26 protein-coding genes are annotated in these 25,837 nt (G+C 65.7%); 7 read left to right on the top strand and 19 right to left on the bottom strand.

Features of this window, described 5'->3' with window-relative positions:
• Window position 1 precedes the first annotated feature (1 nt).
• The gene (locus tag J2S97_RS12460) at window positions 2–649 is read right to left on the bottom strand and encodes an adenylate kinase (protein ID WP_307049819.1); all 648 of its coding nucleotides are present in this window, start codon (window positions 647–649) and stop codon (window positions 2–4) included.
• Window positions 650–769: 120 nt separating this feature from the next.
• On the opposite strand from J2S97_RS12460, the gene J2S97_RS12455 reads away from it, so the two are divergent.
• Window positions 770–1,195: a GNAT family N-acetyltransferase gene (locus J2S97_RS12455; RefSeq protein WP_307049817.1), complete on the top strand. Its 426-nt coding sequence runs from the start codon at window positions 770–772 to the stop codon at window positions 1,193–1,195.
• A 34-nt stretch (window positions 1,196–1,229) separates the two neighbouring features.
• Here J2S97_RS12455 and J2S97_RS12450 read toward each other — a convergent pair whose 3' ends face one another.
• The 4 genes from J2S97_RS12450 to truB form a co-directional block, all read right to left on the bottom strand.
• Window positions 1,230–3,020 carry an HNH endonuclease signature motif containing protein gene (locus J2S97_RS12450; protein WP_373460552.1) on the bottom strand — a complete coding sequence of 597 codons (1,791 nt, stop codon included), beginning with the start codon at window positions 3,018–3,020 and terminating at the stop codon, window positions 1,230–1,232.
• A 102-nt stretch (window positions 3,021–3,122) separates the two neighbouring features.
• Window positions 3,123–3,581: a hypothetical protein gene (locus tag J2S97_RS12445; protein ID WP_307049815.1), complete on the bottom strand. Its 459-nt coding sequence runs from the start codon at window positions 3,579–3,581 to the stop codon at window positions 3,123–3,125.
• Window positions 3,582–3,596: 15 nt separating this feature from the next.
• Complete coding sequence (locus tag J2S97_RS12440) at window positions 3,597–3,950, bottom strand: hypothetical protein (protein WP_307049813.1); 354 nt, start codon at window positions 3,948–3,950, stop codon at window positions 3,597–3,599.
• Between the two features lies 1 nt (window position 3,951).
• A complete protein-coding gene (gene truB / locus J2S97_RS12435; protein WP_307049811.1) occupies window positions 3,952–4,872 on the bottom strand; it encodes a tRNA pseudouridine(55) synthase TruB in 921 nt (306 codons plus the stop codon).
• 97 nt (window positions 4,873–4,969) lie between these two features.
• Here truB and J2S97_RS12430 point away from each other — a divergent pair, with 97 nt between their 5' ends.
• Window positions 4,970–6,124: a pyridoxal phosphate-dependent aminotransferase gene (locus tag J2S97_RS12430; RefSeq protein WP_307049809.1), complete on the top strand. Its 1,155-nt coding sequence runs from the start codon at window positions 4,970–4,972 to the stop codon at window positions 6,122–6,124.
• A gap of 151 nt (window positions 6,125–6,275) precedes the next feature.
• Window positions 6,276–6,485, top strand: coding sequence for a hypothetical protein (locus J2S97_RS12425; RefSeq protein WP_307049807.1), 210 nt, complete (start codon window positions 6,276–6,278; stop codon window positions 6,483–6,485).
• 38 nt (window positions 6,486–6,523) lie between these two features.
• On the opposite strand, the gene trxA is transcribed toward J2S97_RS12425, so the two are convergent.
• Both trxA and J2S97_RS12415 read right to left on the bottom strand, forming a co-directional pair.
• Window positions 6,524–6,961: a thioredoxin gene (gene trxA / locus J2S97_RS12420; protein ID WP_307049805.1), complete on the bottom strand. Its 438-nt coding sequence runs from the start codon at window positions 6,959–6,961 to the stop codon at window positions 6,524–6,526.
• Window positions 6,962–7,083: 122 nt separating this feature from the next.
• Window positions 7,084–7,569, bottom strand: coding sequence for a nucleoside deaminase (locus J2S97_RS12415; RefSeq protein WP_307049803.1), 486 nt, complete (start codon window positions 7,567–7,569; stop codon window positions 7,084–7,086).
• Window positions 7,570–7,752: 183 nt separating this feature from the next.
• Between J2S97_RS12415 and J2S97_RS12410 the strand changes: the two genes are divergently transcribed.
• Window positions 7,753–8,874, top strand: a complete 1,122-nt coding sequence (locus tag J2S97_RS12410) for a ScyD/ScyE family protein (RefSeq protein ID WP_307049801.1) — start codon at window positions 7,753–7,755, stop codon at window positions 8,872–8,874.
• A gap of 80 nt (window positions 8,875–8,954) precedes the next feature.
• Here the strand turns inward: J2S97_RS12410 and rbfA are convergent, their stop codons facing one another.
• The 5 genes from rbfA to rimP form a co-directional block, all read right to left on the bottom strand.
• The gene (rbfA, locus tag J2S97_RS12405) at window positions 8,955–9,461 is read right to left on the bottom strand and encodes a 30S ribosome-binding factor RbfA (RefSeq protein ID WP_307049799.1); all 507 of its coding nucleotides are present in this window, start codon (window positions 9,459–9,461) and stop codon (window positions 8,955–8,957) included.
• 241 nt (window positions 9,462–9,702) lie between these two features.
• Entirely contained in the window at window positions 9,703–12,606 is a 2,904-nt protein-coding gene (infB, locus tag J2S97_RS12400; RefSeq protein WP_307049797.1) for a translation initiation factor IF-2, read from the bottom strand.
• A gap of 152 nt (window positions 12,607–12,758) precedes the next feature.
• A complete protein-coding gene (locus tag J2S97_RS12395; protein ID WP_307050009.1) occupies window positions 12,759–13,091 on the bottom strand; it encodes a YlxR family protein in 333 nt (110 codons plus the stop codon).
• 249 nt (window positions 13,092–13,340) lie between these two features.
• A complete protein-coding gene (nusA, locus tag J2S97_RS12390; protein WP_307049795.1) occupies window positions 13,341–14,321 on the bottom strand; it encodes a transcription termination factor NusA in 981 nt (326 codons plus the stop codon).
• The gene (gene rimP / locus J2S97_RS12385; protein WP_307049793.1) at window positions 14,321–14,938 is read right to left on the bottom strand and encodes a ribosome maturation factor RimP; all 618 of its coding nucleotides are present in this window, start codon (window positions 14,936–14,938) and stop codon (window positions 14,321–14,323) included. Before rimP ends, nusA begins: the two co-directional genes overlap by 1 nt.
• A gap of 87 nt (window positions 14,939–15,025) precedes the next feature.
• Between rimP and J2S97_RS12380 the strand changes: the two genes are divergently transcribed.
• From J2S97_RS12380 to J2S97_RS12370, 3 genes are all read left to right on the top strand, one after another.
• Window positions 15,026–16,213 carry a ferritin-like domain-containing protein gene (locus J2S97_RS12380; protein WP_307049791.1) on the top strand — a complete coding sequence of 396 codons (1,188 nt, stop codon included), beginning with the start codon at window positions 15,026–15,028 and terminating at the stop codon, window positions 16,211–16,213.
• Between the two features lie 79 nt (window positions 16,214–16,292).
• Entirely contained in the window at window positions 16,293–17,021 is a 729-nt protein-coding gene (locus tag J2S97_RS12375) for a VIT1/CCC1 transporter family protein (protein ID WP_307049789.1), read from the top strand.
• A 41-nt stretch (window positions 17,022–17,062) separates the two neighbouring features.
• Window positions 17,063–18,097, top strand: coding sequence for an aminoglycoside phosphotransferase family protein (locus J2S97_RS12370; protein ID WP_307049787.1), 1,035 nt, complete (start codon window positions 17,063–17,065; stop codon window positions 18,095–18,097).
• Here J2S97_RS12370 and J2S97_RS12365 read toward each other — a convergent pair.
• The 7 genes from J2S97_RS12365 to J2S97_RS12335 form a co-directional block, all read right to left on the bottom strand.
• Entirely contained in the window at window positions 18,094–19,503 is a 1,410-nt protein-coding gene (locus tag J2S97_RS12365; RefSeq protein WP_307049785.1) for a pyridoxal phosphate-dependent decarboxylase family protein, read from the bottom strand. The two genes, J2S97_RS12370 and J2S97_RS12365, sit on opposite strands and share 4 nt — an antisense overlap.
• Before the next feature lie 87 nt (window positions 19,504–19,590).
• A complete protein-coding gene (locus tag J2S97_RS12360; RefSeq protein ID WP_307049783.1) occupies window positions 19,591–20,385 on the bottom strand; it encodes a sulfite exporter TauE/SafE family protein in 795 nt (264 codons plus the stop codon).
• A gap of 18 nt (window positions 20,386–20,403) precedes the next feature.
• A complete protein-coding gene (locus tag J2S97_RS12355) occupies window positions 20,404–22,215 on the bottom strand; it encodes a proline--tRNA ligase (RefSeq protein WP_307049781.1) in 1,812 nt (603 codons plus the stop codon).
• A gap of 463 nt (window positions 22,216–22,678) precedes the next feature.
• Entirely contained in the window at window positions 22,679–23,431 is a 753-nt protein-coding gene (locus tag J2S97_RS12350) for a hypothetical protein (protein ID WP_307049779.1), read from the bottom strand.
• Window positions 23,432–23,471: 40 nt separating this feature from the next.
• Window positions 23,472–24,359 (bottom strand): GNAT family N-acetyltransferase, encoded by an 888-nt coding sequence (locus tag J2S97_RS12345; protein ID WP_307050007.1) that lies wholly within the window; start codon window positions 24,357–24,359, stop codon window positions 23,472–23,474.
• Window positions 24,322–25,488, bottom strand: coding sequence for a flavodoxin-dependent (E)-4-hydroxy-3-methylbut-2-enyl-diphosphate synthase (gene ispG, locus J2S97_RS12340; protein ID WP_307049777.1), 1,167 nt, complete (start codon window positions 25,486–25,488; stop codon window positions 24,322–24,324). Before ispG ends, J2S97_RS12345 begins: the two co-directional genes overlap by 38 nt.
• 49 nt (window positions 25,489–25,537) lie before the next feature.
• Window positions 25,538–25,831 (bottom strand): YciI family protein, encoded by a 294-nt coding sequence (locus J2S97_RS12335; RefSeq protein WP_307049775.1) that lies wholly within the window; start codon window positions 25,829–25,831, stop codon window positions 25,538–25,540.
• Window positions 25,832–25,837 lie beyond the last annotated feature (6 nt).

Genomic DNA, 25,837 nt, shown 5'->3' with positions numbered 1-25,837 from the left:
CTCAGGGGTGGCCCGAGTCGTCAGCTGCGCGCACCGTAGCCGCAGCAGCGGCGGCGACTTGGGCCAGCCATTCGTCCAGCTCCCCGGGCCAGCGGAACGCCATCACCGGCGGCATGTCCGGATTGGACTGCCACTCCCTGAACACGCGCTTCTTCCTGGCGAATGAGTTGAAGTGCCAGTAGAAGATCGAATCCCTCGCGACGAGCCTCCCGAGCGTTTCGACATTTCCGTTGCACACGGGCTGCCTTGTGATGATCCGCCGAAGGGAACGGCGCACTAGCCGGAAGAGGGAAAGCCAACGGGGATAGTCCAACGCGACAACGAGTTCCGCGCGGGGGACAACGATGTCCGCCCATACGCCGTAGGCGCTGTCGAGGACCCAGCGATCGCGTGCAGCCACGGCCGCCGCGATTTCCCGTTGCTGTTCGACGGTGCGTTGCTGCCAGCCGGGAAGCCAGCCAATATCGTCGTCGGCCGAAAACTCCGGGAGTCCCGAAGCTGCCGCATATGCATGGGCTGCCGAAGACTTGCCGCTGCCCGTCACACCGTAGAAGAGGACGCGGACGGGTTTTTCGGGATTGGTTTCTGGGGCCCGTGGTGTTCGGCCGCTGTCCTTGTCACGATGCGCTCCCCCTGTTTCGCCCGGCATGTTGCTTGTGCACTGAACACAGCCCGCCAGCGCGTTGTCACGATAGCACCCCATGGAAGCCTTCGTTTCTGAGCGCATTTCGAAGGCCTTGGCGGAGCCCTGCCATGCAACACTGGTCCGATGCCTGAGTTCACCGTTCATGTCGGCAGCCAGAATTCCGACGCAGAAGTCATCACCTTGTACGAATCAGTGGGGTGGACCGCCTACACCGAAGATCCCGCGGTGCTGGTCCAGGCGATCCGGGGTTCAGCGTTTGTGGTGACCTGCCGGAGCGCCGCCGGAGAACTTGTCGGCCTGGCTCGCGCAATTTCCGACGATGCCACCATCTGCTACGTCCAGGACATCCTGGTTGCCCCTTCGTTTCAGGGTTCCGGCGCCGGTCGGACGATGCTTGAAGCCATCCAGTCCCAATACGGGCATGTCCGGCAGACGGTACTCATCACTGATAACGACGCCGGGCAGCGCGCCTTCTACCAGGCCATGGGATTCACCGAAGGCTCCGACTTCAGCCCCGAGCCGCTGAGGATGTTCGCCAAGTTCCGCTAGGCGTGGGGCACGGCCATGGGCACGCCCGGCATCATCAGCATTCGAGCCTGAAGTAGTTGTTGCGTTGGCGCTTTTGGCGGGGGTCGATGTGGGGTGGCGGGATGAACCAGGGGATGCCGGTTTTGACCTGGATGGTCCATTGCTCTTTGTGGATGAGGTGGTGGTGATGGGAGCAAAGCAGGGTTCCGTTGTCTGAGCTGGTGGATCCGCCGTGTGACCAGTAGGTGATGTGGTGGGCTTCGCACCACGGGGCCGGGATCGTGCAGCCCGGGAACGCGCAGCCCTGGTCGCGGGCGGTAATGGTTTTGCGGATGTGCGGCGGGAAGATCCTCGTGGTCCGGCCGATGTCCAGGATGCGGCCTTCGCTGCCGAGCACGACCGGGATGATGTCCGCGTCGCACGCGATCTTCCGGACCGTGGCGGCGTTGACGGGCCCGGTGAACGTGAACGAGCCCGTGCCGGGGATGCCGGGCGTGCTGGCCGGGGATTCGCTGCTGGAACGGTACCAGGGTCCCTGGTTGGTGGCATGTTCGAGCCGGTCCAGGAGGTCGCGGTAGTCGATGGTGACCATGACCTGCGGGCGGAGCCCTCCCGCTATAGGGAGCGCTTCCGTGGTCAGGCCTGCCTTGCATCCGCCGACGAGCCCGTCGAGGAGCCGCTGCGGCCGGGTCCGCCGGTCCAGATCCGGGCCCGGGAGTGTGTCTCCGGTGGCGTTGCTGTCTGCCGTGTTGTCTTCACCGGCTGCCCCGGCTTTGGTGCGGGGGTTGGTGGCGGTGTTCATCACGGTCAGCAGTGATTCGTACTGGTCAGGGGTGGCGAAGATTTCCAGGTGGTGGAGTCCGCGGCGGGCGCGACGGAGGAATACGCCCTGCCGGCGGCGGAGTTCCTCCTCGGACGGCTCCGACCCGTCCTGATCGATCCCGTCAATCCACTGCCGGGCCATCCGGGACAGGAAGTCCGCGTCGTGCTCGACCGCGGCGTGGGTCAGGACGTGTTCCATCCGGGCAGTGGTGTCACCGGTGGCGTGGTCCCGGACCCGGTCCAACGCCATCGTGATAATCGTCGCAGGCCGCGACGCCACCATCCCGGCCGCGACCGCCGCGGCAAGCTCGGGCCGGACCGGAGGTTCGGTGTGGCCGGCGAACCCGACACGGGGCAGCAGATCGGCCGCGAGGGCCATCCTGCGCCGGGCCTCGGCGACACTGATCCGCAGCCGGGACCGGAGGAACTCCGCAGCGTTCCGGCACCCGTCATCAGCCGGATCCGGGACAGCTGAGGATGGCCGTCCGCGGGCAGCTTCGGGCCCGGTTTCGCCTTGGCCAGCCTTACCCGTGGCCCAACCCGCCGGTTCGCGCACGGCAGTTCCGCCCCATCCCGTGACCCAGCCAACGACCGAACCAGAGCCACCCGCCCCTGAGCGCGCCGCTGCCGTAGCTTCGCGCCGCGTCCGATCCACCGACCCGGCCGCGACCACCTGCAGGTACTCCACAGCCCGGGAGATTTCCTCAACGTTGGCGGCAAAGTCCGCGGCCGCACGGAAACCGCGCATCCCAGCGTCGTCAACCGCCGTCAAACACACACTCTTCAACAGCTCAAGGCTCCGGGCCAGATCACCGGACCCGCCGCCGTCGGACGCCAAAGCATCCAAACGTAGTGGTCCCGCGGGGACACTGCGGAGGCCGCGGACCCGGGCGGCTGGCTGTTGAACCGCAGGCTGACAAACGGTAGACGGCCGAACAGCAAGGGGCTGCACAGCTCTAGCACCGGCGGCCAAACTGGCCCAGCCCAACGCTTTCCCTGCTGCAAGATCCCCCACGGCTTCCATGAACTAAGTCTGCCTCGAGGGTGTGACAATTTTCCGTCAGGGCGTCAGACCCTGCCGCGGCACGCGGGCGCTGTCCCCCGAGCCGCTGTCACTCGAGCTCCGTCAGCCCACGCGCGGCGCCGGGCGCCGCCGGTACAGCCACACCAGCCCAAGGATGGGGAGCAGGAGGGGTATGAAAGCGTAGCCGCGGCCGAACAGGGACCACACGGTTTCATGCGGGAAGCTGACGGAGTCGAAAATGCTCAGCGCCCCGACCACCACCACGCCCACGAGCTCCACAAGGACCGCAGCCACGGAGACCTTGAACCAGGTCCGTCCTGGCTTCGCCAGCGAGACCGTGGCCACGACGTAAACGAGCGCCGCGAAGGCTGAAAGCAGGTATGCCAACGGGGCTTCGGAGAACTTGGTGAGGATCTGATATCCGGCCCGGGCCGTGGCGGAGATTGCGAAGACCGCGTAGACCGCGATGAGCAGTCGGCCGGGTCCGGTGTTCCGGGTGTCCTTGGACTGGGCCTCTGCGGTCCCATTCTCGGTCTTGTTGACAGGGGTTTGCGGAGTCACGTCTGCTTCTTCCACTCAGTACCAGATCTGGTTCATGCGGGCTGCCATGACAAGGGCGGTGACCCCCACGGCAGCCAGGACAAAGTTGCTCCACCGGGTGCGCTCAAGGATGGACCAGTACATGGCGCCCACTGGCAGGATCAGGGCAGTCACGAGGTAACCCCAGAATTCCCACGCCTCGCCGGCGATCTGCTCCCCAGACGCCACGCGGACGATCGAACCCACCAGGTAGACCAGCAGAGCGAGTTCGACGGCGGCGACGGACAGGATGGTCGCATCGTTCGGAGCTTTCTTCATGATCCCGGCCGCGGTGCAGATGATCGTGGATAGCAGCCCGACGGCCAGAATGATGTAAAAGTACGCGTCCAAGCTATTTGGCCTGCTGTTCGTTGCTCGGAGCAAAGACCAGGACCGGTTTTGCGTAGCTGCCGGCGTCGGCCAGAAGGGCCACGAGCGAGCCGTCCGGAGCGAAAGCTGCGGCAGGTTTGTCCGCGGTGGCGGCATCCGGCGTCCCGGCCGCGACGCCTGCGGCGATACGCCGGCCGAAGGAAATTTCATTGGTTTCGTCCTCGCTGAGCTCGCGGTTCGGCATTAGCGCCCGCGCGGCCAGCGACATCTCCAGCACTTCGAGTTCCTCGGCCAACTGCTCCAGGGTCCGGGCCTGGTCAAGGGTGTAGGGGCCAACCTGGGTCCGCCGGAGCGCTGTCAGGTGACCTCCCGTACCCAGCGCTTCGCCAAGGTCCCGGGCCAAGGCACGGATATACGTTCCGGAAGAGCATTCAACGGTGACGTCCACGTCGAGGACTTCCCCGTCACGCTCCGGACGAACCGCGTGGACATCGAAGCGGTGGATGGTGACCGGTCGCGCGGCGAGTTTGACGTCTTCGCCGGACCGAACCCGGGCATACGCTCGTTCGCCGTTGACTTTGATGGCGCTGACGCTGCTGGGAACCTGCTGGATCTCGCCGGTGAGTGCCGCGACGCCGGCCTGAATGGCGTCCTCGGTAACTGCAGAGGCAGACTTGGTGCTGACGACTTCCCCTTCGGCGTCGTCCGTCACGGTGGACTCGCCGAGGCGGATGGTGGCCGTATACGTCTTGGACGTACCAACAATGTACGTCAGGAGCCGCGTGGCCTTGTTGATGCCCAGGACAAGCACACCCGTTGCCATGGGATCCAGCGTTCCGGCGTGCCCCACTTTCCGGGTACCGGCCAGCCGCCGCATCCGTCCAACCACATCGTGGCTGGTCCATCCTTGCGGCTTGTCCACTATTACCAGTCCAGAAAGCACGCCTCCCAGTATATCCGCGCGACGGCTCTCCCTTTTCGCCCGACGGCAGGATGCCCGTCCGGCGGCGGGCGATGGCCGGAGAGCTAGGATGGCAGACATGCCCGAGCTTTCCGCACATGTCCGCGATGTTCCCGTCAACCAGATCCGCGAGATCACCGAGGCAGCGTGGGCCACACCCGGCGCCATTGTGCTGAGCATCGGAGAACCGGGCTTTGCCCTCCCCCGCCACGTCCTTGAGGCCGGCATGGCCTGCCTGGACCGCGATGAAACCAACTACACGCCGAATGCCGGAGTCCCTGCACTCCGGGAGGCCTTCGCAGCCAGGTTCCGTGAGCACAATGGCGTTGACATAGGCGCCGACCGGGTTTACATCGTGGACGGCGCCCAGCAGGGACTCCACTTGGCCATGAGTCTGTTGCTCTCCCCCGGTGACGAAATCCTGATCCCCAACCCCGGGTACCCAACGTTTGCGATGACCAGCAGGCTGCTGCACGCTGTTCCCGTGGGATACCCGCTGTATCCCGAGCACCACTTCCAGCCGAGGATCGAGGACGTTGAGGCACTCATCACGCCGCGGACGCGGGTGCTGATGCTGAATTCGCCGTCCAATCCCCTGGGCGCGGTCCTGGGCGAGGAGCTGACCCGCAGCCTGGTGGAGCTGGCCCAGCGCCACGACCTGTGGATCATCTCCGACGAATGCTACGAAGCCTTCACCTACGACGTCCCCCACATAAGCCCGGCACGCTTCGACAGCGATGTCCCCGGCGAGGCGAGAGTCTTTACGTCCTTGACGCTTTCGAAGACGTACGGGCTGACGGGGCTGCGGATTGGTGCACTGGTCTGCCCGCCCGGGCTGGAGCGGAAGATGAACAACGTGATGGAGTCGATAGTTTCCTGCGTCGCGTCCCCGTCCCAGTACGCCGCGATAGCTGCCCTAACGGGCCCGCAGGACTACGTCAGCGACGCCCATGCCCACTACCGGGCCAACCGGGACTCGGCCTCGGCGGTCCTGGAATCCAAGGGCATCCCGTTCCTGTCCGCTCAGGGCGCCTTCTACTTGTGGGCGGACGTTTCGCACGTCAGCGGCGGCGATGTACGGTCCTGGGTCCGGAAGTTCCTGGCCGACTCCGGGGTGTCTTTTGCCCCCGGGACCGCCTTCGGCTCCATCGGCGAAGGCTGGATCCGGATCGCGCTGTGCGCCGCCCAGGAAGACCTCGTGGAAGGCCTGGGCCGCCTCCCCGCTCGAAACTGATCCCCCCGAAACTGATCCACCCCGAAACTGATGCGACGAAGCTGATGCGGCGCAGCTGAAGGATAGATTCCGAAGTCAGGCACAGAGCCCCTAGTGCCGGAGCCGGCTGTCCCCTAGCCTGTCCACAGGGGCGGCTCCGGAGAGGAACATCATGTGGTGGCAGGACCTGTTGTGGGGCTTCTGGAACGGCATTACGGCCTGGGTTGTGCTCATTGCCCACGTCTTTGGTGCCTGGGCTGAATTCCCCTTCTACAACACCGGGAGAGCCGGCAACTGGTACGACTTCGGCTTCCTGCTGGGCATGGGGTCACCGCTGCTCGGAGGGCTCGGTGCGCGCGGCCGACGGTCCCGGCGGACCTAGCCGCAGCGCACCTAGCCGCAGTACACCGGGACGGGAAATTAGCTCAGGCTCGAGGACAGCGCGTGTTCCAGCCACATCCGGAGCTCGGGCGCAGGTGCGGCCCCGGCCTGCCGGGCGATCACCATTCCACTGACGATCACCATCAGCGTGGGGATGGCCTGGACTGCAAACCTGGAGGACAGTCCCGGCGCGCGGTCCACATCCACCTTGACCAGTTTGATCCGCCCCGCCTTTTCCGTCGCCAGCTGGTCCAGGACCGGGCTGACCAGACGGCACGGGCCGCACCATACCGCCCAGAAGTCGATCAGCACAGGCACGGTCGACTGCTCTGCGATGTGCCTGAAGTCAGCGTCGCCGGCGTCGACGATCCATGGCAGGTCATGGCGGCAATTTCCGCAGCGGGGGCGGCCGGGAGCTGCTGCGGGGATCCTGTTGGTCTTGCCGCAGCCGGGACACCTGGTGAGTCTCGGTTCCACTGCTCCGCGCTGCCTTCCATCGCGCCGGAAATCATAGGTTAATCGCACGCCCGCCGACCGGGGCCGCATAGAGTCGAAGGTCCCGCCGGCCCGGGCAGGCCGGTTTCCTCCGCGACCGGAGCTCAGTATTCTGTGCGGTCCGGGTTGTCGCGCCACGCTTCGAACGGAACGTTCGACGTCGGGATGTCGGTCTGGCGGACCGGCATTAGTTCCGGCCGGGTGCCGTCGAAGAACTCGTAGAACAGGGCGTCGTCGAATCCGGCGGCTGCGGCCCCGTGCCTGTCGGCGGCAAAATATACGCGGTCGATCCGCGCCCACAACGCCGAGGCCAGGCACAACGGGCAGGGCTCGCAGCTCGCATAGAGCACGGCACCGCTGAGGTCGAAGCTGCCGGACTCGGCCGCCGCTGTCCGGATGGCCACAACCTCGGCGTGGGCTGTGGGATCGTTGTCGCGCGTCACCCTGTTGACGCCGGAGTGGAGCTTCCCGTCAGCGGTGACCACCACTGCACCAAACGGGCCCCCGCCGGCGCCCACGTTCTGAACGGCAAGGTTGACCGCCTGGCCGAGGAACTCCTGGATGTCAGCGGCTGAAGGTTGGGCGTCCATGTTCCGATCATAGCCAGCTATCCCCCGCTTCATGTGGAGAATGCGGCTGCAGTTTGCCGGATCCATCGACTTACCGGATGGCGAAGAAATAGAATGTGCCCAGTGGGGGCAGCCGCGTTTTCCGGAAGCCATTTCCGTGGTCTCAAGGCCTTTGACATGCAGCACTGGCCATTGGAGAAAACCATGCGTAAACACCTTTCCCTCGTCGCGGCTGCGGCCACCGCAGCAGTATTCCTGGCCGCCAGTCCCGCAGCCGTTGCGGCTCCGGCCGAAAACCCGCCCACAACCCATGCGAACGGACTCGTGAGTCCGCTGCATGTCAGCGCCGGCCGGGATGGCACACTGCTGGTCAGCGAAGAATTCATCGGGCAGCTGACGCAAGTTAAGGCCGACGGAACCAAGGCGGTCCTGTATTCCGACGCCGCGTGGGGCGTCGCCGGCAGCGTGCAGCGCCGTTCCACCACATATTTTGTTGAGAGCCAGGGCGCAGGCCCTATGGATCCCCGCCCGCTGGCCGGTCACATCAGGACCATCGCCGCTGACGGAACGCAGGCCACTTTTGGTGATTTGGCCGCCTTGGAGACCGAACAGAATGCCGACGGCGACACGCGGTACGGATTCGAGGACCTTCCAGACACATGTGCGGCGCAGCTCCCGCCCGAGGTTCCTGCTTCCTACACCGGAACCATTGACTCCCACCCGTACGGCATCACGATGTCCGGGGACACCATCTACGTGGCCGACGCCGGGGCCAACAGCGTTGTGGCGGTCGACGTCGACTCGGGCGAGGCTGAAACGGTGGCCGTCCTGCCGCCTCGCCCCTATGTGATCACAGCCGAAGTGGCGACGACACTGCAGCTGCCGGCCTGCATTGTGGGCCACAGCTACGCCTTCGAACCTGTTCCGACCGATGTAGCGGTGGGCCCTGACGGATGGTTGTACGTGTCCGTGCTCCCCGGCGGGCCGGAGGATCCCGCCCTCGGTGCCCGCGGCGCCGTTTACCGGGTCGATCCGGATAACGGACGGGTCAGGCTGTTCGCTGATGATGTCATGTCACCAACCGGCTTGGCACTGGACGACGACGCCAACGTGTACGTTGCATCGCTCTTCGGCGAAGGCGTCCTCCGGCTCGGCTGCTCCGGAGACCAGGACGATCGGAAGGTTGTCCTGACCGGCAAACTTACGGCCGATGTCGCCATCAGGGATTCGACGCTCTATGCGACGGTCGATTCCCTCCCGGCGCCAAACCAGGCCCCTGACGGCAAGGTGGTGTCCGTGGACCTTGACGCACACTCGCACCGCTGACCGGATTTAACACACAAGTGTGGCCGGTCCCTTCGCGGGTCCGGCCACACTGTTGTTGCTGCGTCTACTTGTTGCTGCGTCTACTTGTTGCTGTCTTCGTCGATTCCTTCGTCGAGGAGGTCATCATCCTCTTCGTCGAAGTCGTCTTCGTCGATTTCCACGTCCTCGGGAATGTCGCTCTTGTACGGGTCTGCGTCACCGGCGTGCTTGGCGCTTGCAGCCAGGGCGGCCACTTCGGCGTCGCGCTTCTTGGCGGCGCGCAGCAGTTCCTCGAGGTTGGACGCGTTGACCGGAATCTGGTCAGCCACGAACTCCAGGGTGGGGGTCAGCCGAACGGTGATGTTGCGGCCGACTTCCTGCCGGAGGACGCCCTTTGCCTTCTCGAGGCCTTTGGCGGCATCCGCCTGGACAACCTGGTCCCCGAACACGGTGTAGTAGATCGTGGCGTGTTGCAGATCATTGGTCACACGGGCATCGGTGACGGTAATCCCTTCAAGCCGGGGATCCTTGACCTTCCGGCCCAAAGCCTCTGCAACAACAACCTTAATCCGCTGCGCCAACTTGGCAGCGCGTGCCGGATCAGCCATTTTCCACTCCTAAATATTTGGATGTACGACGGCGCAGTGGCGGCTTAGCTTCTTGAGCTGAGTTCGCTGCCACGCACCTGAGGTGAGTCTATGACGATGCCGGAGAGTTTTGGGGGCGCCCGGGAGTGGCATCGGGCCTACCGGAGCTGGGCGGCACAGGATCGCAGATCCAGTGCCGCCCAGCGTAGGGGCGGGGCGCCCCCAAAACTCGGAGGCTCCCCGCAATAGTGCTTACCCTGCCTTAGACGCGCGGCTTCTCGCGCATCTCGAAGGTCTCGATGATGTCGCCCTCGGTGATGTCGTTGAACGAGCCAAGACCGATACCACACTCGAAGTCCGTGCGGACTTCGGTTGCGTCATCCTTGAAGCGCTTGAGCGTCTCCACGGTGAGGTTGTCACCGATGACCTTGCCGTCGCGGCTGATGCGGGCCTTCGTGTTGCGTCGGATAACACCCGAGCGAACGATGGAACCGGCAATGTTGCCGAACTTGGAGGAACGGAACACTTCGCGGACCTCGGCGGTGCCAAGCTGGACTTCTTCGTACTCCGGCTTGAGCATGCCCTTGAGGGCCATCTCAATGTCATCGATTGCTGCGTAGATGACGGAGTAGAAGCGCATGTCCACGCCTTCGCGGTCTGCCAGTTCGGCAACACGCTCGGCGGGCTTGACGTTGAAGCCGATGATAACGGCGCTGTCGACCGTTGCCAGGTTGACGTCGTTCTGCGTGATCGCACCGACACCGCGGTGGATAACGCGCAGCTGGACACCTTCGCCGACGTCGATCTTGAGCAGCGCGTCTTCGAGGGCTTCCACGGCACCGGACACGTCACCCTTGAGGATGAGGTTAAGGGTGTCGATCTTGCCTTCGGCGACGGCCTGGTCGAAGTCTTCCAGGCTGATGCGCTTGCGGCGCTTAGCCAGGGCGGCGTTGCGGTCTGCTGCTTCACGCTTCTCGGCGATCTGGCGGGCGGTGCGCTCGTCAGCGGTCACGAAGAAGGTGTCGCCTGCACGCGGGACGTTGGACAGACCCAGTACCTGCACGGGGCGGGACGGGCCAGCCTCGGTCAGGGCGCTGCCGTCGTCGTCGAACATCGCACGAACACGGCCGTGGGCCGTGCCTGCCACGATGGTGTCGCCGACCTTCAGCGTTCCGGACTGAACCAGGACGGTGGCCACGGAACCGCGGCCCTTATCCAGGTTGGCTTCAATCGCGATACCGCGGGCATCCTTGTTCGGGTTGGCGCGCATGTCCAGGGCAGCGTCTGCGGTCAGCAGGACAGCCTCGAGCAGCTCGTCGATGTTGAGGTTCTGGCGGGCAGAGACCTCCACGAACATGGTGTCGCCACCGTATTCCTCGGGAACCAGTCCGTACTCGGTCAGCTGGCCGCGGACCTTGTCCGGGTTGGCGCCTTCCTTGTCGATCTTGTTCACGGCCACGACGATCGGCACGTTGGCCGCCTGTGCGTGGTTGAGGGCCTCAACGGTCTGCGGCATAACGCCGTCGTCCGCTGCGACCACCAGGATGGCGATGTCGGTGACCTTCGCACCACGGGCACGCATGGCGGTGAACGCCTCGTGGCCCGGAGTATCGATGAAGGTGATCTTGCGTTCGATGCCCTCGTGGTCGGTGGTGATCTGGTAAGCACCGATGTGCTGCGTGATGCCGCCGTGTTCACCCGCGACAACGTCGGAGTTACGGATGGCATCCAGCAGACGGGTCTTACCGTGGTCAACGTGACCCATGACGGTGACTACCGGCGGACGTGCTTCGAGGTCCTCGTCGCCTTCGGCTTCGAGTTCAGCGTCAAAGTCGATGTCGAAGGTGGAGAGAAGCTCGCGCTCCTCGTCCTCCGGCGATACGACCTGGAGCTTGTAGCCAAGCTCCTCGCCCAGCAGGGCGAAGGTCTCTTCATCCAGCGACTGCGTGGCCGTGGCCATCTCGCCGAGGTGGAAGAGCACGGTCACCAGTGCAGCGGGGTTCGCCTCGATCTTGTCGGCAAAGTCCGTGATGGACGAGCCGCGACGGAGCCGGACGACGGTGTTGCCGTCGCCGCGGGGCACGCTTACGCCACCCAGCGACGGAGCACTCATCTGCTCGAGTTCCTGGCGCTTGGCACGCTTCGACTTGCGCTGCTTGCCACGGCCTGCGCCGCCCTTACCGAAGGCACCCTGGGTGCCACCGCGACCGCGGCCGCCCTTGCCAAAGCCACCGCCGGCCGGAGCACCGCCACCGGCACCGGGAGCGCCACCGGTACCCGGTGCGCCGCCGGGGCGTCCGGGACCGCGGCCTCCGCCGCCGGGACGGCCTGCACCAGCGGGTGCGGGACGTTCGGTGCGGTTAGGCATCATGCCGGGAGTAGGACGGTTTCCGCCGCCTGCACCAGGACGTGCACCGGCAGCACCTGCCGGACGCGGGGCGCCCGGACGTGCACCCTGTGCGCCAGCGGGACGGGGAGCACCCGGACGGGGACCCCCGGCACCGGCTGCCGGACGCGGGCCGCCGGGGCGTTCGCCCTCAGTGCGGTTTCCGCCCGCCCGGGGCATGCCCTGGGAAGGTGCGAACGGGTTGTTGCCCGGACGCGGCGGACGTTCGTTGTCGCCGCCGCGGCCACGGGGCATGCCCTGGGACGTGGCGAAAGGGTTATTGCCTGGACGGGGACCGCCCGGACGGGGTGCTGAACTGCCCTGTCCGCCGGAGCGGGCCGGTGCTGCCGGAGCTTCAGCCTTGGGGGCCGGGCGTGCGCCGGGCTTGGCACCGGTGGACGGTGCAGCCGGAGCGGGCGCCGCAGGCACAGATGCTGCAGCCGGAGCTGCTGCCGGAGCCGCAGCCGACGGAGCGGCCGGGGCGGGGGCTGCAGCCGGAGCTTCAGCTTGGGGTTCCGGAGCCTTGGGAGCTGCCGGGCCCGGCGCGGGCGCCGGACGGGAAGCCGAGGGGCTGGCGGGCGCCTTGGGCGCTGCAGCGGGAGCTTCGGACTTCGAAGCGCCGGCGGCGGGGTAGGCGTTGCGGAGTTTCCTCACAACGGGGGCCTCAATGGTTGAAGAGGCAGAGCGAACGAATTCGCCCAGTTCCTGCAGTTTGGTTACTGCATCTTTGGAAGTAATACCGAGCTCTTTAGCAAGCTCATGTACGCGGACCTTGGCCACATTTCTCCTGTCTCGGTCCGCACCGAGCCAGGCACGAACCGTCTACTTCTTACTGCGGACCTTCGCCGCGATTGCAGCTGAAAGGCCCATTGCAGAGCGCAACAAAGTTGTCATCGTTGCGCACTCATCGCTGGGAACTCATCGGGTTTCCATCAGTTTTCTGACCCGCTTTCAGGTTGGACGGTTGTCGCTGCGGCCACCGGAGTGTCCACGGCTTGCGTGCCTGCCGTTATCCGGCGTTCGACGGCGGCAGTTCCGGTTGTGCCCGGGAGGGCACGTCCGAACGCACGCCGCTTGATTGCCAGCGCCAGGCACGTTTCGCTGGGATGCAGCCATGCACCCCGGCCAGCCATCCGGCGTCGTTCGTCAACGATGACAGCGGTGGAACCGCTGCCTTCGGCGACGAGCCGGAGTAACTCAGACCGCGCGCCCTTCTTCCGGCATCCGATGCAGGTACGCTGCGGCTGATTCTCAAGGTGTTGCACTAGTGCCACGGTGAGTAATCTTCCTGCCCATACATATCTGCTGCCCCGAGCCCGCCTGCATAGGTCGCGTTCGTAATGAACGCAGATTCTGCGGGCACGCTCAAGGCGCACGAATACCGGCCATGAGGCGCGGTCATGTCTATTCTAGCCCCTCAGGTGCCCGGGCCCCGAAACGACGGGTCGAAACGGGGCGGGACAATCCGAGGGGCCTTCCGCGGGGCCGCCCGAGGGGCCGCCCGCCAAGGCGATTTAGTTTTCGCGGGGAGCCGCGGCGTCAGAGACGATGTCGATGCGCCAGCCGGTGAGCTTGGCGGCCAGGCGGGCGTTCTGGCCCTCCTTGCCGATGGCAAGCGACAGCTGGTAGTCCGGCACAACAACACGTGCCGAGCGGGTTGCCTCATCGGTGATGGTGACGGAATTCACCTTGGACGGAGACAATGCGCTGGCAATGAAAGTGGCCGGGTCCTCGCTGAAATCAACGATGTCAATCTTTTCGTCGTTGAGCTCGGTCATGACGGCCCGGACGCGCGAACCCATTTCACCGATGCAGGCGCCCTTGGCGTTGATGCCGGGGATGTTGGCCTTGACGGCGATCTTGGTGCGGTGTCCGGCCTCGCGGGCCAGGGCAACGATCTCCACCGAGCGGTCGGCAATCTCCGGAACTTCCAGCTCGAAAAGCTTCCGGACCAGGCCGGGGTGCGAACGCGACAGCGTGATGGACGGGCCCTTGGTGCCGCGGTGAACGTCGATCACGAAGGCGCGCAGCCTGTTGCCGTGGATGTACTTCTCGCCGGGTACCTGCTCGGGCGGGGGCAGCAGCGCCTCCACCGTTCCAAGGTTCACCTGGATCATGTGCGGGTTGTTGCCCTGCTGGATGGTGCCGGCAACAAGCTCACCCTCGCGGCCCTTGAACTCACCCAGGACGTTGTCGTCCTCGACGTCGCGCAGGCGCTGCAGGATGATCTGGCGGGCCGTGCTGGCGGCGATGCGGCCGAAGCCCGCCGGAGTGTCCTCGAACTCGCCAATGGGGGCACCGTCGTCGTCGATTTCGGTTGCCCAGATGGTCACGTGGCCGCTCTTGCGGTCCAGCTCTGCGCGGGCCTTTTCGAATGCTCCCGGAGACTTGTGGTAGGCCACCAGCAGTGCCTGCTCAATGGTGGGGATCAGGAGGTCCAGCGGAATTTCACGCTCACGCTCCAGAAGTCTCAGTGCGCTCATGTCAATATCCATCAGGCCTCCTCAGAAGGTCCATTGTGTTCGTCTTCCAGACCGACCTCATCGAGGTGGCTGAACTCTATCTCGACTTTTCCATTACGGATCCTGTCGAAAGGAATTTTCTCGGGCTCGCCCTGCTTGGGCTTCATGCCCTTTTTGGCCGCGATCTCCGGAACCAGGGTCACGCCGTCGTCATCAACGGACTGGATCCGGCCGGTCAGGTTGTCCCCCTGTATGACGTTCACCTTGACCATGCGGCCGCGCGCCCGGTGCCAGTGGCGCGGTTCAGTCAGGGGCCGTCCGACGCCGGGTGAGGAAACCTCGAGGTCGTAGGGACGGCTGTCATAGTTGGGGTCGCTGTCCAGGATGCCGGAGAGCTCCTTGGAGATTTCGGCGATGACATCAAGGCTTACGCCGCCTGTTTCCTCCTGCGGCAGGTCCACCACTACGTGGACCACCCGGTGGGAACCCTGGATGTTGATGGCAACGTCCTCCAGGTACAGCCGGTTTGCCTGGACTGAGGGTTCCAGCAGCGCCCGGACGCGCTCGGCCTCCGGGTTGTGCACGGATTCGGCCTCAGCCTTCCCCGTCCCGGTCCGGTCTGATGAAGTCGTGGCTTCTGCATTACTCACGATGCCGGCCGCCTCCCGCTAGATGATGTTGTGTGTACTAGCGTAGCGATTTTATGGGCGCCATGGTGCACTCGCTTGCTGCCGGGCATGACAACATGGTCTGTTGTGAAAGACGACACCAAGGAAAATCGACGGCCGGGCCGATATTTCCGGTACGGCATCCTGGCGTCATTGGCAGTGCTGGTCATCAGCCTTGGGCTGGCGCTGACTCCGGGGCCGCCGCCGCAGGCGCCGGAACCGGCCTTTTCCGAACGGGCAAGGGCCGCGGCCCTTGCCGAAACGATGCAGCTACGCCTGGCCGGCGGCAAACTCGCCGACGCCGTTTCCGGCGCCGAGCGCCAGGCCCTGATTCGTGCTGTGACATTGCTGACAACCCAGGCAAGGGCACTGACCGGGCCCGATCACGAACCTTCTCCGGTAGCCACAGGCACCGCCACGGGCACACCTACCGGCACAGCTACAGCCACTCCCGCGCCTTCGGCTGCGCCGGTGGACTCACCCGCCAAGCTCGTTGCCGAGCTGTCCGCAAGCGGCGCGCAGCGCCTGTCGGATGCGGAAGAGTCCGACGGCGGGATGGCACGGCTGCTGGCCGCCGTCGGTACCGCCCAGCTGCTCCAAGCGTCTTCACTGGCAACGGCTGTGGGGTCAGCGGCACCGGAAATGCCTGCGCGTTCACTGCCGTCATCGGCGGTGGCGCTGTCGACAACGCCGGAAGGCTCTTGCCCGCCGGCCCCAACCTCCTCCGGAGCGGCCGCAGGAACAGCAACTCCGGCAACGGCCCTGGCGATGACAGTCAAGACCGAGGCCGAAACCGTCTACGGCTACCAGGTGGCGCTTGCCCGCCTCGAAGGCACTGCCGCTGGCTCTGCATCCCAGCTGCTGGCACGGCATGAATCGGTCCTTGCCGAGGCCGAGGCCCTGAGCCGGGCACAGTGCGTGGACATCCCGGCGCGGGAAGCGGGCTACACTCTTGGCCCGCTGTTCCTCGAATCGCCGGCAGCCGGCCTGGGCGGCCTTGAAGCCGGAACCCTGCCGGTTTACGGAGACCTGGTGGCCCTGAGCGACGGCAGCACCCGGCAGTGGGCCATTTCGGGCCTTCTGGATGCCGCACACCGCGCGGCACTCTGGGGCGCGGACTCCGGTCCGCTGCCGGGCATCGTGGTGGACACCGCGAATCTCCCCGAACTGCCGAACACAGGCCCGGCGCCCGACTCGGGTGAAACAGAGTCCAGTGGAACAGAGTCCGCCGGAAAAGGCACAGCGCCGGGGCCCTGAGCCTCCCCGGTAAGAATGCCTAACCTTCCTTAGTACCGTATTACTGGCACGCCCCGGGCGCTGGTGGTTTGCTGTAGTCATGGACACCCCCGGAGCACCTGTGCTGCACGCAAACGAGCCGCACGGCAATGACATCGCACACCGGCTGAACTGGCTGCGTGCCGGCGTCCTCGGTGCCAATGACGGCATCGTCTCCGTGGCAGCAATCGTGGTGGGTGTGGCCGGTGCCACCACACAGACCGGGCCGATCCTCATTGCCGGTGCGGCCGGCGTCGTGGGCGGCGCAATTTCCATGGCACTGGGTGAATACGTCTCCGTCAGCAGCCAAAGCGACAGCCAGAAGGCCCTGATAGAAAAGGAACGCCGCGAACTTGAAGAGGAGCCTGAAGAGGAGCTCGCCGAGCTGGCGGCCATCTACCAGAGCAAGGGACTGAGCCAGGACACGGCACTGGCGGTGGCCAGGGAGCTCACGGCCCATGACGCCCTGTCCGCCCACCTGTCGGCCGAACTCAACATCGACCAGGAAGACATCGCCAGTCCCTGGCACGCCGCGTTCGCCTCGGCAATCGCCTTTGTCGCGGGTGCCGTCCTGCCGATGCTGGCCATCCTCCTGCCGCCCGAAAACATCCGGGTACCGCTGACGTTCGCCGCCGTGCTGGTGGCACTGGCAGCGACGGGTTCGGTTGGCGCGTGGATCGGCGGCAGCTCCAAGTCGAAGGCAGCCGTGCGGGTGGTGATCGGCGGTGCACTGGCGCTTGCCGCGACATTCGCCATTGGCAGTCTCCTGGGCGCCACCGGCGTCATCTGAGTTCCGCACTGTAAGCCGGTCCCTCCACTACGCTGGAGTCAATGAGCAGCCCAGCAGAAGTCCCGATTCCTCCCGACCTCAGCCGCCGCTACAGCGGAAGCAGCGCGGGACGAGCTTGGCTTGCCTCCCTGCACGGGCTGATCTGCGGACGCCTGGAGCGGTGGGAGCTTGAGGTGGACCTCGAACCCGGCCAGCTGCCATGGAACGGCCACGGCGGCGTGGTTGTTCCGGTAACGCGGGAAGGCGTCCCTGCTGCGCTCAAGGTTGCCTACCCCCATGACGAAGCCCGGGTTGAGCGTTTCGCCCTACGGCTGTGGGACGGCCACGGCGCGGTCCGGCTGCTTGAATCCGACGCGGGAACGTGTTCGATGCTGCTCGAGCGGCTCGACGCCGGCCGGTCGCTCCAGGAGGTTCCGCTGGAAACGGCCGTGGAGGTCTGGGGCGGACTGACGCGGCAGTTGAGCCTGGCCCCGGACCACCGCCCGGAGTGGCAGGAGTTCGACCACGTGGCGGCCCGCGCCGAACAGTGGAGCGATGACCTGCCGGCGGACTGGGAGCAACTGGGCAGGCCGTTTCCGCGGTGGCTGCTGGAGGCCGCTTTGGAAGTCTGCCAGACGCGCGGAGCCGTGGGCCGGCGTGCCGGGACCGACGTCCTGGTCAACACCGACTTCCACTACCTGAATATCCTGGCGCGGCCCGGCAACGCCTGGAGCGACGGTTTCGCTGCCATAGACCCGCAGCCAATGATTGGCGAGGCCGAGTTCACCGTTGCCCCTTTGTTGTGGAACCGCATCCGGGACCTGCCCCGGACCGATCCTCAGCAGGGACTGCTGGACAGATGCCGGGACTTCAGCGCGGCCGCAGGGCTGGATCCCGAAATCGCCCGGCAGTGGAGCCTTGCCCGCGAAGTTGAAAATGCGCTCTCGTACGCCTCGCGGGCGCACCATGGCGGCGACCTCGCCCGATCCCTGTGGGTGGCAAGCACGCTCGCGGGACGCACCCTCGAAGGGCTCCCCGCCGCACACGACCTCCCCGCACCCGGGGAAGCGGCCGGACTGGCCGTCTCCCCTTCCTAGCCGCGGACCGCCGCCAGGGCCTGCCGCACTGCCTGGACCGCGGCTTCGACGTCACCGTCGTCCGTGGTCCAGTTGCTCACCGAAATGCGCAGGACGTCCCGTCCCTGCCAGCGGGAACCTGACATCCACACCAGTCCGTCGGCAATGATCCGGGCCGTTACCGCCCGCGTCGTGGCGTCATCGCCGAAGGCCAGCGAAACCTGCGTGTATTCGACGTCGTTGAGCACTTCGACGCCTTCCAGCCCCGATAGCTGTTGTGCCAACTGTGACGCACGGCTGACCAGGTTGCGCACCTGTCCCGCCACGCCCTCCCGGCCGAGCGATTTCAGGGCCGCCCACACGGGAACGCCGCGGGCCCGGCGGGACAGCTCCGGGACAAGCTGGAACGGGTCCGCCGCCTCAGCTGCGTCGCGGATGATGTAGCTGGGGTTGACACTCATGGCGGCCTGGAGGGCTTCGGCGTCCTGCACGGCAACGATGCCGCAGTCATAGGGCACGTTGAGAGTCTTATGCGCATCGGTGGCCCACGAGTCAGCCAGATGGAGCCCGGCGGTCAGGGCGGCAAGTTCAGGCACCGCTGCTGCCCATAGTCCGAATGCACCATCCACATGCACCCATGCACCGTGCGCTTTCGCGACGGTGATCGCCTGCAGGAACGGATCGAAAGCTCCGGAATGCACGTTCCCGGCCTGCAGGCAGACCAGCAGCGGGGCCGGGGATCCATTAGCGGCGCTCAGCGCGCGGTCCAGCGCACAGTCCAGCTCCGCCGCGTCAATGCGGCCCTGCCGGTCTGAGGGCACCACGATGGGCCGCCCCATGCCCAGGTACCGCAATGCGAGGTCGATCGAGTCATGGCGTTCCTGGCCCACCAAACAGCGGATTGCCGGCGCACCGGTCAGCCCGTCGCTGTTCACGTCCCAGCCGGCTTTCTCCAGGACGCGCCAGCGTGCCGCCGACAGGCCGGCGAAGTTTGCCATTGTCGCTCCGGTGACGAAGCCGACGTCGGCCGCTTCCGGCAAACCCAGCAGGTCCAGGAACCAATGCCCTGCTGCCGCCTCGATGGCCGCGGTGGCGGGCGTGGCGGCACGGAGGAACGAATTCTGGTCCCAGGCGCTGACCAGCCAGTCTGCCCCCATTGCGGCAGGCAGGGTCCCGCCGATAACCCAGCCGAAGAAGCGCCCCGAGGGCATGGCCATGAGGCCGGGTTCCGCTTTGGTCGCGAGGTAATCGATCACTTCGCCCGCAGGGAGGCCGCTCTCGGGCATGGGGCCGCCGAAGACGGCTTCCAGCTCCCCGGCCGTGGCCCGGGGCCCGACGTGACGGGTCGGCTGGCTATCCAGCCATTTACGGGCATGCGCGGTTGCCGCGTCCAAGGCGTCCCGGAAGGGTTCGTGCCCTTTTGACATAGGAGCATGCTACGCCGGGTCCCGTCCTGCCGGGAGGGTCTTGCGCATGGAGATCGGACCCGGCCGGGCTCAGGATCGAACGGGGGGCTAGGCGAAGGTGTCCTGCCAGATGTCGTAGCCCAGCTTGATGATCAGTGCGCCCACGACGGCGAGGAAGACGTTGCGGATGAAAGTGCTGCCCTGCTTCACCGCGGTCCGGGCCCCAAGGTAGCCGCCGGCCATGTTGGCCAGCCCCAGTACGAGCCCCACGCCCCACAGCAGCGATCCGTGGGGCAGGAAAAAGATCAGGGCGCCGGCGTTGGTGGCCATGTTCACGATCTTTGCCTTGGCGCTGGCTTCGAGGAACGCGTACCCCATCGCCGACACCAGGGCGATGATCAGGAAGGATCCCGTTCCGGGTCCGATCAGGCCGTCGTAGAAACCGATAGCCGCGCCGATGAGGCAGGCCACCACGTAGTGGGTCCGGCCGTCGTGGCGAAGGGCCGTCAGGTCGCCGATGTTGGGCTTGAAGGCCGTGAAGAGTGCGACGGCGACCAACGCCACCACGATGATGGGTTTGAAGACGCTGGCCGGCAGGGTGGCGGCCAGCACAGCACCGCCGAAGCTCCCGGCCAGTGCAATGACCGCCATGGGGATGGCCGTCCGCAGGTCCGGCCGGACACGGCGGTAAAACGTCACAGCGCTGGTGGTGGTCCCGAAGATGGAACCCATCTTGTTGGTGGCAAGCGCCTGGACGGGGCTGATGCCCGGCACCAGCAGCAGGGCAGGGAGCTGAATGAGTCCTCCGCCGCCCACCACGGCGTCAATCCAACCAGCGGCGAAGCCCGCCACGATGATGAGGATCAGCGTGGCGGGCTCCAGCGTCTCGAATCCCGAGATCACTCGTTCGGCCGTGCGGAGTTACTTGCTGCGGACGGCGTTGACGACGTAGTCAACGGCCTTGTCCACAGCCACGTTCTCGGCCTCGCCGCTGCGGCGGTCCTTGATCTCCACGACGCCGTCCACGAGCCCCTTGCCAACGGCGAGGATGGTCGGCACGCCGATGAGCTCGGCGTCGCCGAACTTCACGCCGGGGGAAACCTTGGGACGGTCGTCGTAAATGACCTCAAGTCCATTGGCCTCAAGCTCAAGGGCGAGCTGCTCGGCAGCGGCGAAGATCTCCTCGCCGCGGCCTACGGCCACGACATGGACATCAGCCGGGGCCACGGCCCGCGGCCAGACCAGGCCCTTGGCATCGTGGTTGGATTCCGCCAGGGCCGCGACGGCACGGGTCACGCCAACGCCGTAGGAACCCATGGTGACCACAACCTGCTTGCCGTTCTGGTCCAGGACTTTCAGTTCAAGGGCTTCGGCGTACTTGCGGCCGAGCTGGAAGATATGGCCCATCTCGATGCCGCGTTTGGTCTCCAGCGGACCGGAACCGTCCGGCGCTTCGTCGCCGGCACGGACCTCGGTGCACTCGATCACGCCGTCCCAGCCGAAGTCGCGGCCGGCCACGAGGCCGAAGACGTGCTTTCCGGCCATGTTGGCCCCGGTCACCCAGGCGGTGCCGCTGACGACGCGGGGATCCACCAGGTACAGGAGCTTTGCGGCGCCTTCAAGGCCAAGGAGGGGGGTGCCAAGCGACATACCCGGGCCGAGGTACCCGCGGACAATGAGCGGGTTGCGGGCGAGGTCTTCCTCGCCCGCGGCTTCAACGGTGATCTCGCCGGCGACCGGGAGGTACCTGCCGATGTTGGCTTCAACACGCTTCAGGTCCACGCCGCGGTCACCGGGCACGCCGATGACGACGATCTGGCGTTCCCCGGTGGGCAGGGTGACGGCGAGGACAACGTTCTTCAGCGTGTCCGCGGCCGTCCAGGCGCCGCCGTCGTCTTCGCTGCGGGGCACCAGCTGGTTGGCGGAGTCCACGAGCGTTTCGATGGTGGGGGTGTTCGGGGTGTCCCGGATCTCGGCGGCCGGAGCGTTGGAGAAGTCGATCTCCGCGGGGACCACGGTGGTCACGGCTTCCACGTTGGCCGCGTAGCCGCCGGCCGAGCGCACGAACGTGTCCTCGCCGATCTCGGTGGGGTGCAGGAACTCCTCGCTCCTGGAGCCGCCCATGGCACCGGCAGTGGCGGCCACCGGAACAACTTCGAGGCCGAGTCGCTCGAAGATCTTCAGGTAGGCGGCGCGGTGCGCGTTGTAGCTGGCGTCCAGGCCGGCGTCGTCGACGTCGAACGAATAGGAGTCCTTCATGATGAACTCGCGGCCGCGCAGCAGGCCGGCGCGGGGCCGCGCCTCATCCCGGTACTTGTTCTGGATCTGGTAGATGCTCAGCGGAAGGTCCTTGTACGAGGAGTACAGGTCCTTGACCAGGAGCGTGAACATTTCCTCGTGTGTGGGAGCCAGGAGGTAGTCCCCGCCCTTGCGGTCCTTGAGCCGGAAGATGCCTTCGCCGTACTCCGTCCAGCGGTTGGTGGCCTCGTAGGGCTCCTTGGGCAGGAGCGCGGGGAAATGGACTTCCTGGGCGCCAATGGCGGCCATTTCCTCGCGAATGACCTGCTCCACCTTGCGCAGGACGCTCAGGCCCAGCGGCAGCCAGGTGTAGATGCCCGGCGCGGCCCTGCGGATGTATCCGGCACGGACCAGGAGCCGGTGGCTCGCCACCTCGGCGTCGGCGGGATCTTCGCGCAGGGTGCGCAGGAACAGCTTGGAAAGTCGAAGGACCACGGGTAGGAATCCGTTTCTTGGGAGGTGCCTGTTCAGATGACGGGCTGGGGCAAATCTGTCTGGGTACTAATCTACCGTGGCGCGGCGAGTGCCCGGGTCCCCCGCAGCCGGGCACTGCCGGCACGGCCTGTCCGTTCGGGTGCTGCCTGTCTGTCAGCCGGTGCCGCGTGACGGAGAAGAGCCACGCCAGAACTATAGGAAGCCCCTGGCCGCTGCCGGCTGGTCATCCCGTTTTGGCGTGGCTCTTACGGCCGTCAGACCGCTAAGTCCGGAGGAAGCGCCCTGCGTACCCGCTGGGAAGGTACACACTTAGCGCCATCTGCTGATTCCCCCTGAGACCACACGCACCCCCTCGGCGCGGCATAGCTCGAACCTATGTGATCCACAGCACCATTACAAGAGTCGTCACGCAGTTTTCTATAGTTGACTGGCGGTACCAGGAGGCCTCGCGGACGACAGACTGCTAGTCGATAAGGGCGGCGGCCTGGTCCAGAAGCGCTTCAGCTGAGGCAAGGTCGGCCGAGGTCACGCCCGTGCCCGATGCCTGGGCGGCGATCATGACTCCACCCTTGACCGCGAAGGCCATGACGGTGCTCTGCGTGGCACCCGTAGGCAGCGTGACGTCCGTTTGCATGGCAATCGCGCCGGGCGTCTCAGCCCCGCTGTCAAGCCCGGTGGTGGTTGCTGTCACGGACATTTCGCCGATTTTCATGCTGAGGTTTCCGCAGTCGGCAATCTCTTTGCCGCGTGCCGACAGCGTCTCCTCCAGCCTTTCCTTGTCCACGCCGGAAAGAAGGGAGAGCGTCTGGGTCAGTTCGGCGTTGGAGGACGTGGATGCGCCAACGGCCATAGTGGTGTTGCTGTCCGGCTTCAGCGCCGTGCCTGTGGCGATGGAATTGCACTCGGCAGGTTCCACCTGGACTTCGGTCATGAGGGACATCATCTGGTCCAGCGCCTGCGAGACTTTGTCCGCGGGCATCACCGCCAGAGCCACGCTGTCTGCGTCCTTCACCCCGCCGGCGATCTCCGCCAGCTCATCGGAGGTCAGCATTTTGAAGGCTTCTTCCGTGGGCGTGGGGCTTGGCGTGGCCGGGGCCGATGTTTCCGACGCCCCGCCGCCTCCTGCGTCCGCCGGATTTGCGGGTCCGCCGCAAGCGGTCAGAGCCAGCACCAGGAGGGCAGAGCCCCCGAAATAGCGCACAACAGACGTATTCATTTGTCCCCCAAGAGTTCGAATGCCCGCCGGTACCGGCCAGCTAGAACAGAACTGTAGCGAAGGTGCCCACCTGGCGGAAGCCCACGCGCTCGTACGTTGCCCTTGCACGCGCGTTGTAATCGTTGACGTACAGGCTGGTGACGGGGGCGAGTCGCTGCGCCAGTTCTACGACGGCGGCCATGTAGCCGGCGCTCAGTCCGAGTCCGCGGAAGGAAGGGTTCATCCAGACACCCTGGACCTGTGTCACGTCGGGGGTTACGGCTCCCAGTTCGGCCTTGAACTTGACCTGGCCGTCCGCATTGAGGTGGACCAGGGAATGGCCCTGCCGGATGAGTCCTTCGACGCGCCTGCTGTAGAACTCGCGGCCGCCGAGGAACGGTGAATAGCCGACTTCCTCTTCGAACATGGCCGCGCAGGCAGGCAGGATCCGGTCGAAGTCGGCGAGCTGGCCAAAGCCCAATTCCGCATTTGCCTTGACGGCGGGCGGGCCGGTGATGGTCATCAGGGGCTGCTCCGCCCTGACCTCGTGCGCGGCTTGCCCCATCTGCTCCAGCTGTTCATACATGGCCAGGACCGTGTCCGCGGGGCCGAAGATGGAGGCGAAGCGGCGGCCGGAGCGGTGCGCGTGCCCGGCTACGAGCCCGGCAAGTTCCGGGTCCAGCTGGACGGGAACAAGATTGGCCCCGGCCCAGCACGCACCCATGAGGTCGTCGCCGTCGAACACGCCAAAAATACTGGCCCCGCCCAACGTGGGCGCGGCGCTTCCCGTTGCGGCCAAGTGCGACAGGATGAAGACGTTGGCCACAACGTCGGTCCGGGCCAGTTCCCGCAACATGGCGGTGTCCTGCCCGGACAGGACCCGGACGGATATTCCGGGTCCTGCATTCTCCTTACGAGACGCTAACCACGGGGCTACCCTTGACAGCATCTTCGCCATCGGCCTCCCCCATCTCTTCAGCGATACGCATGGCCTCTTCGATCAGTGTCTCAACAATTTCGCTCTCGGGGACAGTCTTGATGACCTCGCCCTTCACAAAGATTTGTCCCTTGCCGTTGCCGGACGCCACGCCCAGGTCTGCTTCCCGCGCTTCACCGGGGCCGTTGACGACGCAGCCCATGACGGCAACGCGCAGCGGGATCTCCATGCCTTCAAGACCGGCGGTGACCTGCTCGGCCAGGGTGTAGACGTCCACCTGCGCGCGGCCACACGACGGGCAGGAGACAATTTCAAGCTTCCGCGGGCGCAGGTTCAGCGACTGCAGGATCTGGTTGCCCACCTTGATTTCCTCGACAGGAGGAGCCGACAGGGAAACGCGGATGGTGTCGCCGATCCCCCTGGACAGGAGCGCACCGAAGGCCGTGGCGGACTTGATGGTGCCTTGGAAGGCCGGTCCGGCCTCGGTGACGCCAAGGTGCAGGGGCCAGTCGCCCTGTTCGGCCAGCATCTCGTAGGCGGCGACCATGATCACGGGGTCGTTGTGCTTGACGGAGATCTTGAAGTCGTGGAAGCCGTGCTCCTCAAACAGCGATGCTTCCCAGACGGCTGACTCAACCAACGCTTCCGGGGTAGCCTTGCCGTACTTCTTCATGATGCCCGGCTCCAGGGATCCTGCATTGACGCCGATCCGGATGGACGTGCCGTGGTCCTTGGCGGCGCGGGCAATTTCCTTGACCTGGTCATCGAACTTACGGATGTTGCCAGGGTTGACGCGCACGGCAGCGCAGCCCGCTTCAATGGCGGCGAAGACATATTTGGGCTGGAAGTGGATGTCAGCGATGACCGGGATCTGCGATTTGCGCGCGATGATCGGGAGGGCCTCGGCGTCGTCCGCGGAAGGGCAGGCAACCCGCACGATGTCGCAGCCTGACGCCGTCAGCTCAGCAATTTGCTGCAGGGTGGCGTTGATATCCGTGGTGGGGGTGGTGGTCATCGACTGCACGCTGATGGGCGAATCTGAGCCAACGCCCACCGAGCCCACCTTGATCTGACGGGTTCTCCTGCGGGGGGCGAGGACGGGAGGCGGTGCTGACGGCATTCCCAGGCTGACCGAGGTCACGTGGACTCCTATTTATATCGAAGTATCGATGGTGTGTTGTTCCGGCTGGCTAGGCGGCGTGCTCGGCCAGGAGGCCGGTCACCGGGGCCCATTCCGTGGTGCGCGTGCCTGCGATTACGCTGGCCGCGGCGAAGGGATCCTGCTTGAGGATTCCGTTCAGTGCGTTTTCGTCCGCCGCCTTGAAGATGAGCAGGGCGCCGGCTCCGTCCCCGTAGGGTCCGCTGGCGAGGAGTGCGCCTTCACTGGCCAGCCGGGCGGTCCATTCCCGGTGCGCCGGGCGGGCGGCGTTCCGTGCTTCGGTGGACTCGGCGGCGTATACGTACTCAACAGCAAAAACAGTCATACGGAT

This window comes from Arthrobacter oryzae, from assembly GCF_030812315.1.
GTDB lineage: Bacteria > Actinomycetota > Actinomycetes > Actinomycetales > Micrococcaceae > Arthrobacter > Arthrobacter oryzae_B.
Note: the sequence above shows the minus strand (reverse complement) of the source record. Positions and strands in the feature narration are given on the sequence as shown.